Origin of the sequence: Sporosarcina sp. BP05 (assembly GCF_014282005.1) — a bacterium.
Taxonomy (GTDB): domain Bacteria; phylum Bacillota; class Bacilli; order Bacillales_A; family Planococcaceae; genus Sporosarcina.
This window is the reverse complement of record NZ_JACFTD010000015.1, coordinates 68,677-79,225: the sequence shown is the minus strand read 5'-3', so window position 1 is coordinate 79,225 and position 10,549 is coordinate 68,677. Positions and strand designations below refer to the sequence as shown.

The window sequence follows — 10,549 nt, the reverse complement described above, 5'->3', positions numbered from 1 at the left end:
TTAAGATTTTATGTCGGGACTGGAAAACTGCTGAAAAGTGGTATCATGCTGTTAAGCTTTATCTGAAGGAACGCTTAAAACTCGATATTTCACCAGAAAAATCGAAGATTATTAATCTCCGTAAGTCTAAGTCTGATTTTCTTGGATTCACAATACGTGCCAATCGTAAAAGAAAGACACGTGTGGCCCATACATTTGTTAAAGCTGAGAAAATAAAACAAATTAAAGCAGATGCAAAGAAGCGAATTCAAAAACTGCGAAAATCACCAACGGCTCAGAATGCTATGCGGTTTAATAGTTTTGTCTTAGGGTTACACAATTATTTTAACAGAGCTACTCACGTCAACTTAGCGTTCTCATGTCTTGCCTACGAAATAAGTGCATTCATGTACAATCGTCTTAAACCTGTCGGGAAATATGAACATCCAAAAAAACCTCCACCTGTCTATAAAAAGTTTTATAGCTTAAGCACTAAAACTTATAAAATTGCTGGTGTACATCTCTTCCCTCTTGGAATCATCAAAACCAAAAATACGATGTGCTTCACACAAAGTTTAACACCGTTTACTGAAGAAGGTCGAGTACAAATAGCCACCAGGCTACGCACAGATATTAGACAGGAAATAGTGTTGTTACTGGACTCGAAAGTCCCGACAAGAAGTGTTGAATATATGGATAATCGGATTAGTAGATACAGCATGAAACTAGGTAAATGTGAAATCACAGGTACGTTCTTAGAAGCACAAGACGTAAATTGTCATCACTACATTCCTATGCATCTTGGTGGAAGCGACAAATTCAATAATTTACGTATCCTCCAAAAAGAGGTACATAAATTAATCCATATGACAGACAAAATTAAGATAGATTCACTCATCAAAGTTTTGGGTATCACAGAACCGATGTTAAAAAAGATTAATAAATATCGGGGAATATGTGAATTAGAATGTATTAAATAATCCAATTCAATAAGGGTAACTTGAAACTTATAATTAATAAAACCATCGCTAGATGGAGCGCGGAATGCTTGGAAACTGGCACGTTCCGTGCAGAGCAGGGGAAAAGCTGGAGATAACATCAAAGGTTTACCTATTGCTACTTTACTTAAACATGAATGGTAAAGTTAAATGGCTAAATGAGATGGGGGAATAGAATGAGAAAGTTTATAGTTTTGGGGATTTTGTTGTTACTATTTTTAGTTGGTTGTTCGACTAAAACAACTGATGAAAAAGTTGCAACCCTTGTAAGTAATTACTTAGAAGCTGTAGAAACAAACGACGTATCATCAATGGTGAAATATGCAGATGATATTAGATTTCCCGATAAAGCTGAGCAAAAAGAGGAGTATTCAAGTATTATTGACGAAGGTATTAACTCAAATATTACTGGTACAAAAATAGTAGAGCTTAAAAAGGTAAGTGAAACGGAGTTTGCAGCAACTGTTGAAATGATTGATGAGGGGAATTTAACTAATTTCACTTTCCCTGTTGAGAAGAAAAAAAGAGGTTGGAAAGTTATAGTTGGACAAGACTCATAGCAAATATAGATTGTCCTTCTTCAAGTAAAGGGTGCGATTGTAGTAAAGTGAGTTCAGCTTTTCTTAAACAATCGGGCCAAATTATGCATTAATAGATTGATTAACTAACAGGTAATTGACTTTACGAAAGGAGTGATTAAATGAGTATGGATATAGCAGTATCCCCGTTATATGCAATTGGTGGAATCCTTAATTTGATTCTATACATAGGGGCTATCCCAGCAATCGTTTATGCGTTATATTTACTTCGTAAAATTGCAAATAAGTAAAGAATAATCTAATAGCGTTTATCCTGCATAAGGGGGCAATTCTTGCATAAGGTTTGTGCCTCAATCGGGCCATTTTATGGAATCATTCCTTAAAATAACGAGCAGGTTAGTTGAATAAAGAATGTTTCTATATTCTTATAGGATAGTAGTAAATATAAATAAAATGTAAAAGGTGTGGTAGTAAATGGAACCAACAATCTTAATTGGGTTATTTCTCATTACAATATGTATTTTTGCAGTGGGTCTGTTAACTTTTCTATTACCTAAGAAAGTTAGGAAGCTTGTTTGGGTTATATTGGGCATCATTTTAATTTGTAGTTATATCTATCAAGGAGCAATTAGACCTTTGATTATAGAGCAACAAACTGGAAAAGCCATAGAAGTATTAGAAGGTCATTTAGAAGAAAAATATCCAATGGATTCATGGGGAATTACAGATACAGACGACTTTAAAATAGAACCTGTTATAAATCTTCATGTAATTTTCGATAGTGAGCCAAAAGTAGTTTATGAATATACAGTTGAAGATACAGTTGAAGATACAGTGGTAAGGCAAGTAAGTATGTGGACTGTATCAGGCACATCGGTAGAAGAAAGTGGAATTGAACCACAACATGCAGAATAATTGATAAAAGTATGTGAATGATTGTACTTAAACTAACGGGTAGCTTTACTTCAAGAAGGAGTAAAGCCTTTTTTCTTATTGAACTAACTGGGCAGTTTAGTTGAATAAGATTATTATTAAATTTGGAACTATTACCAATATATAACGTCAAACTTACGTATGGAGAATTGTTGTGGAATGTGCAATTTATTTTTGAAAGGAGAATTTAAAAGTGATGAAAAAAGCTATATTTTCAGGAATTTTATTTTGTTCAATCTTGTTAGTTGGATGTAATACAACCGAGGTATTAGAAAGCGAACAGGAAGTAGTAGTTTCTCAGAGATACGGGGGGGACGATGGAATATCAAACTTAATATCTGAATTACAAAATGAAATAATAGTATCTATTACAGAACAAACGGAACTTGATAGTGAGTCAATAGCAATATCGTTAGGTGGTAATTTTAAAGAAATGTCTGTATCAGTAAGTTTCCCGAAGGATGTAAAAGTTGATGATACGTTGATTCAACAAATAGTTGAATATTCTATAAAGAAAGTTTCTGAAACAGAAACAGTATCAATTAGCGAAGAAAAAATGAAAAAAAAAATAAAGATTGAGAAATACTAACAGTGAAGTTCTTAAAGGATACAAACAGCCTTAAAAATAAAGTAGTTTTATAAGTATGTGAATAAATGTACTTCAACTAACGGGTGCTTTACTTCCAGAAGGAGTAAAGCCTTTTTTCTTATTGAACTAAAGAGGCAGGTTAGTTGAAGAGTGTTGTATAACTTGTGTTTAACAACTTAACGCAATGTAATCAATCTACTTTTAGGAGTTTATAATGAAAAATATTAATGTTTCTATAATTTTAAATTTAATAGTTCTTCTATTTTTATTTGCAACTTTTTTTCTTCAATATGAATATTTATTTGTAACGCGTATTGTTTCAATTGTTTTTGCAATAGTATATTTAGTGATTGAAATAAAAAAAGAGTATTTTTTGGCAAATAAAATGATATTTATTATTTTCAGTGTGGTTAGTATAATTGCTTTAGTAGTAAGTATTTTATTTGATACTTCAGCAAATAGCCTGATAAATAATAAAGTTTTTTTAATCCCTGTATTTATTTTTATTCTGATTGCTACTATGTATAAAGATTTATATGATAATAATAAATAACAATAAGCTCCTTTTAGTTCAACGTCAACTGAAAGGGGCTTTTGTTATAATAAGAGACGGCTAGATGAAGAAAAATAAAGCTAATTAACATTCTTGTGTCTACTTTCGTTATTCCATTATAGGGGGCAATTGTTTAATAAGTGTCTCTGTTCTTATTAAACTAACGGGTGCTTTACTTGAAGAACATTGAGTTGATTAAACGGCTTTTTTTTGTTGCACTAAAGGGGCGGGTTAGCTGAAGAGTACATACAAATCTATTATTGTTTTACTAGGGGGAGAATAGTGAATACTCTATTGTATTTTATTGGACCATTGATAGCGGTTTTAATTGTTAGTACGATATCGTCGGTAATATATAAGGACGTAGAAAAAAAGGATAAAGGATTTGTACTAAACTATCATAGATTAACGTACAGAAGAAGGTTGATACGTGGCTTGTGGGGGATTCCATTAGTATCCCTAATGTATCTTGCTCTATATCGGTTTAGTGATTTAACATCAAATGAATACGAAGTAATTGGAATAATTTACCTGTTTTTGGTTTTAATGGACGTCGCTTATAATTATGTGAAATGGAAAAATAATGAGAAGAAAGTATAACTTATGTGAAGGAATGTACTTAATCTAACGAGTGCTTTACTTGAAGATTGTTGAGCTGCTTAGACGGCTCTTTTTTCTTGTTCAACTAAAGAGGCAGTTTAGTTAAATAAGAAAAATCAAAGGTAGGTTCGTTTGAATGCTTAGGAACTTATAATAAATGATATTCGAAATTAGTAGAAAGGGGATAATTAATTGAAAAAAATCGGGGTTATTTCAGGTTTATTTATAGCCGTTATTGCAGTGTTCATATTAATAAATAAATTACATTATCCTTCTCTTCCAATAGATGATATATCTTCAAAAGAAGCGATTGATAAATTGAAGGAATCGGATAGTGAAATAGCTGAAATTGCAGTAGAAGGCGATTCTATTTGGTATATCACAAGAAGTGAAAACGAAGGTATTTCGATTGCTGACGAAAATATAAAACAAATGGTTGTATCAAATGGATGGGAATTTAAACAGAAAGATGGTGGTGGTATGCTCTTTGAAAAAGATGGAGAAAAGTTAATTGGTACTACTCAAATGTGGACTAAAAACTATGTTCTCGTTAAAATTTCAAATAATTTAAAATAATCTTGAGAAGTTCTTTTATTCTTAGATATTCAACAATATCATATAACAAAGTCAATAAAAAAGAAAAAACCATAAAGAAAGCATCAGCCGCCAAAATTGCATCTTTGGCGGCTTATCTTCAGGTAAGATGCCCATCTATTCTTTCGTCCCAGAAAGCTTCAGCACCTCGTGTATCTGTAATTTTGAAGAGCGACGGATAAATAACCACCATACGATTATCGAAAAAAATGTGTAGGAATGCCACAAAGTCGCATTCCTACACATTCAGACAACACGGTTATCGTATGGAAGTCATTCAATTGAGAGCGACCTCAAAAAATTATACACGTAATGCCTAGAGTGGAATCAAGTTAATTTCAGGTTACTTTTAGTTAAGCAAAAGCTATGTTTTTGCATTCAACTTTTCAGTTCAATCTTCACAAATGACAAAACAGGTTTATCCCTCAAATAAGAAACATGCCGCACTTGACTCGGACGGTTTCGCCCACCATTATCATGAATGATTAGCTCAACATCATAATCTTTTTCTTCGTAGCCAATTACAGGAACCCAGTGGTAATCAAATTCGTAACTGCCACGCCAACGGAAAGAAAACCATTTATCAAACTTCGCCGCAACGGGTCGCCCACTATCAATTTGGCGAATCACTTCGTCTATACTACACTCTGCAACAGTCCAGTCGGCGCCAAGGACTTCGCGCATATTACAGATGAAACGCCTTTTTGAAAGTCCGATTTTCGTCCCGCCAAGAAGTTTATATAATTCGTTAACGTCATATGGGCATGCATTTGGAGCAATCTGATCCATTAGAACACGAGCTGTCACGGGCCCGCAGGCGGAAGCACGCAATGATTCGTTTATATCCTCGTCATATTGCGATTTGCCATTCACGTTCAGCATCCTTTTCACTAGGCACACCTCTCATAATGAAAAAATCACTTCATCAAAAAGAAGAAAGTGATTTGTCGTTTTCGGTTAGCAGAGTTTTTAATGAAGTTTTGAAGTTGATATAGGTTTCAATCTCCATGTGAATGCCAGCATGCACGATTTCTCTGACAATCCTTGGGTTAAAGCCGACAAAAATAGGGCGTACGCCCATTAGTTTCAACGTGTTATTCAGTTGGTCGATCTCGTTTGTAAGTATAGTAAAATCAAATTCCTTTACGTCATTGAGATCTACTCCAGTAAAATCGAATACTGCACAAATTGTATCCCTGTGGACTCCAACGTATTCGAGGACGCGTGTGCGGATTAAATTAAAACGATCTTGGCTAGTGTAGCCTGAAATCGGAACAAGAATTGTATTGTCGACAATTGAAGGAATGATTGGTGCTGCTGTGTCCAGGAGAACCTTTTCATAGGAAGCGATTTTAGATTTAAGTTGTTGGATTTCATTTTCGTAGTCCAATTAACGCACCTCGTTAGCATTTTAACCTATTATACTTCAAATGGAAAATAGGTGCATGAAAAACGGATAGACATGGGTCTATCCGTTTAGATTGTGTTTCTATTCTATTATGCTTTTACGCCTTCAAGGAACTCAGTAACTTGTGCCGGTGATTTTGCGTTAGCGCTATGCAGATGCGCCTGCTTTTCACCGTTTTGGAAAATAAGAAGACTTGGAATGCCCATGACGTCATACTTGTCAGCGATTTCTGGCAGTACATCGCGGTCGACATCATACCATGTGTATTCATCATATTTCTCGACGATTGGATCGATAAACATATCCATGCGCCTGCAGTCAGGGCACCATCCTGCCTGGAATTTAACAAGTGCTTTAGAATCGCCGGAAATAATTTCATTGAACTGTTCAACTGTTGTAATTGGTTTCATATTATATATTAACCTCCTTTATATGGACAGTGTACAACGTAATCACTTTAGTGGGGTAACGATATGTTTCAGATAGGAAATTGAAAACTTTTAGATTTAAATATTGCGAAAACTAGCAATGTGTTTTACACTGATAGATATAGAAAAGGTTTTTATTTTTTTGCCTATTAAATGAATGAGTGTTCATTCAAGTGGAAAAGGGAGGCTTCGCAAGTGACTTATCAAATTAAAAAAGCGGCAGTTTTAGGTTCAGGCGTTATGGGTTCTGGTATTGCAGCTCATCTCGCTAATATAGGAATTCCGGTTTTACTTTTGGATATCGTTCCTGGAAAGGTAACGGAAGAGGAAGCAGCAAAAGGACTTACGCTTGAAGATGGCATTGTAAGAAATAAAATTGCAACAGGTGCTTTGCAGAAACTATTGAAACAAAAACCTGCACCCCTAACGAAGAAAAGTAATCTGTCTCTTATAGAAGCAGGGAACTTTGAAGATGATCTGGATAAATTAAAAGATGTTGACTGGGTTATTGAAGTGATTGTTGAAAATCTTGATGTTAAAAGAGGCTTGTATGAAAAAATAGATGCAGTTCGTAAACCGGGTACAATCATCACTTCAAATACATCAGGTATAAGTATTGAAGCGATGGCGGAAGGTCGTACGGAAGATTTTCAAAAACATTTCATGGGTACACACTTCTTCAATCCACCGCGTTACTTGAAATTACTTGAGATTATTCCAGCGAGCACAACTGCACCGGAAGTACTTGAGTTCATGACTCGTTTTGGTGAAGATATGCTGGGTAAAGGCGTAGTAATCGCAAAAGATACACCGAACTTCATCGCAAACCGGATCGGTACATATGGCCTTCTTATCACGTTGCGTGAGATGGAGAAACGTGGTTATTCGATTGGGGAAGTTGACTCGGTCACTGGCACTTTGATAGGTCGTCCGACATCGGCAACATTCCGTACGCTTGACGTCGTTGGACTTGATACGTTCATGCACGTGGCGAAAAATGTGTACGACAAGACGGAAGGCGACGAGCAGAAAGTGTTTGAATTGCCGCCATTCATGAAGAAAATGATTGATAACGGCTGGATTGGTGCTAAGGCAAAACAAGGATTCTATTTGAAAAAAGGGAAAGAGATTCTCGAACTAGATACAGAGACATTTGACTACAGTCCTGCTAAAAAGTTGCAAACACCTTCTATTGAAATGGCTAAACAACAAAAAGGGCTCGCTAATAGAGTGAAAACGCTTGTGTATGCAGATGACCGTACTGGTGAAATTTTGTGGAATATCCTAAAACCCACATTGCTTTATTCTGCACAACTAAACGGTGAAATTGCAGATGATATCGTTGCTATCGACAATGCCATGAAATGGGGCTTTGGATGGCAACAAGGTCCATTTGAAATCTGGGATGCAATCGGCGTAGCTAAATCTATTGAGAAGATGAAAGGTGAAGGCGAGGAAGTTCCAGCATTCGTTCAAAGTTTACTCGACAAAGGCTATGAAACTTTCTATAAAGAAGAAGACAGTGAACTTTACTTCTTCGATGGAGAAGATTACAAGCTTGTTCCTGTTAATGAAAAAGTAATTGACTTGAAACGCTATAAGCAAAAACATGGCGTTATTAAAAAGAATGCAGGCGCTAGCTTAATCGACCTTGGCGATGGCGTGGCACTTCTTGAGTTCCATTCACAATCGAATTCAATTGGTCCTGACATCATTCAAATGATCAATTTCGCTGTTGATGAAGTTGAGCAAAACTTCAAAGGGCTTGTCATTGGAAATCAAGGCAAAAACTTCTGTGTAGGTGCAAACCTAGGAATGATTCTTATGGAAGCGCAAGATGACAATATCTTTGAACTTGATTTCACTGTTCGCTCATTCCAAAATGCCATGATGAAAATCAAGTATTCCACAAAACCTGTTGTTGCAGCACCATTTGCAATGACGCTTGGTGGAGGGACTGAGGTTTGTCTGCCGGCAGCACATATTCAGGCGTCAATGGAAACCTATATGGGGCTCGTTGAAGTCGGCGTTGGTTTGATACCAGGCGGTGGTGGAAACGTAGGGCTTTATACGAAACATTTAAAAGGATTGCCGAAGGGCGTCCATATTGACTATCAATTTGTTGCCAATAAAGTTTTCGAATCAATTGCGACTGCAAAAGTTTCCACTTCGGGAGACGAAGCACGTGAAAATAACTTCCTCGATTTCGCAGATGGTATTAGTGTCAATGCAGATCACTTAATCTATGATGCGAAACAGGCAGCTATTGCATTGTTTGACATGGGTTATAAAGCACCTAAACGTGAGAAATTCCCCGTTACAGGTGATTCGGGTTATGCGACGATGCTTCTCGGAGCAGAGGGGATGTTCCTGTCTGGCTTTATCAGTGAACATGATCTGAAAATCGCGAAGAAGTTGGCGTTTGTTTTATCCGGCGGAAAAGTACCATACGGAACACTTGTTGACGAACAATATCTGTTGGATCTTGAACGTGAAGCGTTCCTTAGCCTTGTGGCGGAACCAAAATCACAACAGCGTATGCAGCACATGCTCGTAAAAGGCAAACCACTGCGCAACTAAGTTTGTATTGTATAGCAAAATGAGAGTTCAAAAAGGAGGATGAAAAGTGCCGAGGAGGGAGGGCAGTCTAAAGTCGCGACGTCCTGTCGCATCGACTGCATGACCTACTTCCTGTAGGCCTCAATTTTCACCGGACTTTTTGAACAACTGATATAAAGGAGGAAATTCAATGCGTGAAGCAGTACTAGTAGCCGGTGCCCGGACACCGGTGGGAAAAGCGGGTAGAGGTTCTCTTGTAACCGTACGCCCGGATGATTTAGGGGCACTTGTCATTAAAGAAACGTTGAAACGTGCAGGTGGCTATGACGGCCCAATTGATGACTTAATCATTGGCTGTGCAATGCCTGAAGCTGAACAAGGGATGAACGTTGCACGAAATATTGGTGCACTTGCAGGTCTTCCTGATACGACGCCTGCTATTACAGTAAACCGGTTCTGTTCATCTGGCCTTCAGTCAATTGCTTATGCAGCTGAGCGCATCATGCTCGGTCACTCGCAAGCGATACTTGCAGGCGGCGTCGAGTCAATGAGTATGGTACCGATGATGGGGAATACAATCAGACCGAATGCTCACTTAGCAGAAACGGCTCCACAGTATTATATGGGAATGGGTCACACTGCTGAGCAAGTTGCAGTAAAATACGGTATCACGCGTGAAGAACAAGATGAATTTGCCGTACTGTCTCATAAAAAAGCAGGTGCAGCGATTGCTGCTGGGAAATTCGATGATGAAATCGTCCCAGTCGAAGTCGTTAAGCGTTCTGTAGATGATAATGGTAAATATAGCGAGAAGAATTTCGCATTTAAAATGGACGAAGGAGTCCGTCACGGAACAAGCGTAGAGGGATTAGCGAAATTGCGTCCGGCATTTTCAGTAACGGGTACTGTTACGGCAGGTAACTCCTCGCAAACATCAGACGGAGCAGGTGCAGTACTTGTGATGGACCGGGAAGTGGCAGAAGCGCAAGGCTTGAAGCCAATCGCGAAGTTCCTGTCATTTGCTGTAGGCGGCGTGCCACCTGAAGTGATGGGAATTGGTCCAATTGTAGCCATTCCAAAAGCACTTAAAATTGCAGGGCTTTCTATTGAGGATATCGATGTATGGGAGTTGAACGAAGCGTTCGCGTCTCAGTCACTTCAGGTTATCCGTCATTTAGGTCTTGATATGGATAAGGTGAACTTCAACGGTGGAGCAATCTCTCTAGGGCACCCACTTGGAGCAACGGGATCTATTTTAACGATTCGTATGATGAGTGAATTAAAACGTCAAGGCAAACAGTTCGGAGTCGTTACGATGTGTATCGGCGGCGGAATGGGTGCAGCCGGGGTGTTTGAGCTTTTATAGAAG

Annotated in this window: 12 protein-coding genes; 9 read left to right on the top strand and 3 right to left on the bottom strand. The window is 37.6% G+C overall.

Features of this window, described 5'->3' with window-relative positions:
* The 7 genes from H2672_RS15005 to H2672_RS14980 form a co-directional block, all read left to right on the top strand.
* Positions 1–959 (top strand): HNH endonuclease signature motif containing protein (locus tag H2672_RS15005; protein ID WP_483315866.1); only part of this gene is annotated, 959 nt, incomplete at its 5' end.
* A 194-nt stretch (positions 960–1,153) separates the two neighbouring features.
* Positions 1,154–1,537: a hypothetical protein gene (locus H2672_RS15000; protein ID WP_186672711.1), complete on the top strand. Its 384-nt coding sequence runs from the start codon at positions 1,154–1,156 to the stop codon at positions 1,535–1,537.
* A 140-nt stretch (positions 1,538–1,677) separates the two neighbouring features.
* Positions 1,678–1,806: a hypothetical protein gene (locus H2672_RS19720; protein ID WP_255485843.1), complete on the top strand. Its 129-nt coding sequence runs from the start codon at positions 1,678–1,680 to the stop codon at positions 1,804–1,806.
* A 184-nt stretch (positions 1,807–1,990) separates the two neighbouring features.
* The gene (locus H2672_RS14995; protein WP_186672710.1) at positions 1,991–2,431 is read left to right on the top strand and encodes a hypothetical protein; all 441 of its coding nucleotides are present in this window, start codon (positions 1,991–1,993) and stop codon (positions 2,429–2,431) included.
* Positions 2,432–2,645: 214 nt separating this feature from the next.
* Positions 2,646–3,038 carry a topoisomerase gene (locus H2672_RS14990; RefSeq protein ID WP_186672720.1) on the top strand — a complete coding sequence of 131 codons (393 nt, stop codon included), beginning with the start codon at positions 2,646–2,648 and terminating at the stop codon, positions 3,036–3,038.
* Between the two features lie 214 nt (positions 3,039–3,252).
* Positions 3,253–3,591 carry a hypothetical protein gene (locus H2672_RS14985; RefSeq protein ID WP_186672709.1) on the top strand — a complete coding sequence of 113 codons (339 nt, stop codon included), beginning with the start codon at positions 3,253–3,255 and terminating at the stop codon, positions 3,589–3,591.
* 792 nt (positions 3,592–4,383) lie between these two features.
* Positions 4,384–4,767: a hypothetical protein gene (locus H2672_RS14980; protein WP_186672708.1), complete on the top strand. Its 384-nt coding sequence runs from the start codon at positions 4,384–4,386 to the stop codon at positions 4,765–4,767.
* 396 nt (positions 4,768–5,163) lie between these two features.
* Here H2672_RS14980 and H2672_RS14975 read toward each other — a convergent pair whose 3' ends face one another.
* From H2672_RS14975 to H2672_RS14965, 3 genes are all read right to left on the bottom strand, one after another.
* Complete coding sequence (locus tag H2672_RS14975; protein ID WP_222439417.1) at positions 5,164–5,667, bottom strand: C39 family peptidase; 504 nt, start codon at positions 5,665–5,667, stop codon at positions 5,164–5,166.
* Between the two features lie 43 nt (positions 5,668–5,710).
* A complete protein-coding gene (locus H2672_RS14970) occupies positions 5,711–6,175 on the bottom strand; it encodes an STAS domain-containing protein (protein WP_186672705.1) in 465 nt (154 codons plus the stop codon).
* A gap of 107 nt (positions 6,176–6,282) precedes the next feature.
* Complete coding sequence (locus tag H2672_RS14965) at positions 6,283–6,603, bottom strand: thioredoxin family protein (protein WP_186672703.1); 321 nt, start codon at positions 6,601–6,603, stop codon at positions 6,283–6,285.
* Positions 6,604–6,816: 213 nt separating this feature from the next.
* Between H2672_RS14965 and H2672_RS14960 the strand changes: the two genes are divergently transcribed.
* Together H2672_RS14960 and H2672_RS14955 are read left to right on the top strand one after the other, a co-directional pair.
* Positions 6,817–9,201, top strand: a complete 2,385-nt coding sequence (locus tag H2672_RS14960; RefSeq protein ID WP_186672700.1) for a 3-hydroxyacyl-CoA dehydrogenase/enoyl-CoA hydratase family protein — start codon at positions 6,817–6,819, stop codon at positions 9,199–9,201.
* Positions 9,202–9,370: 169 nt separating this feature from the next.
* Positions 9,371–10,546: an acetyl-CoA C-acetyltransferase gene (locus H2672_RS14955; RefSeq protein ID WP_186672698.1), complete on the top strand. Its 1,176-nt coding sequence runs from the start codon at positions 9,371–9,373 to the stop codon at positions 10,544–10,546.
* Positions 10,547–10,549 lie beyond the last annotated feature (3 nt).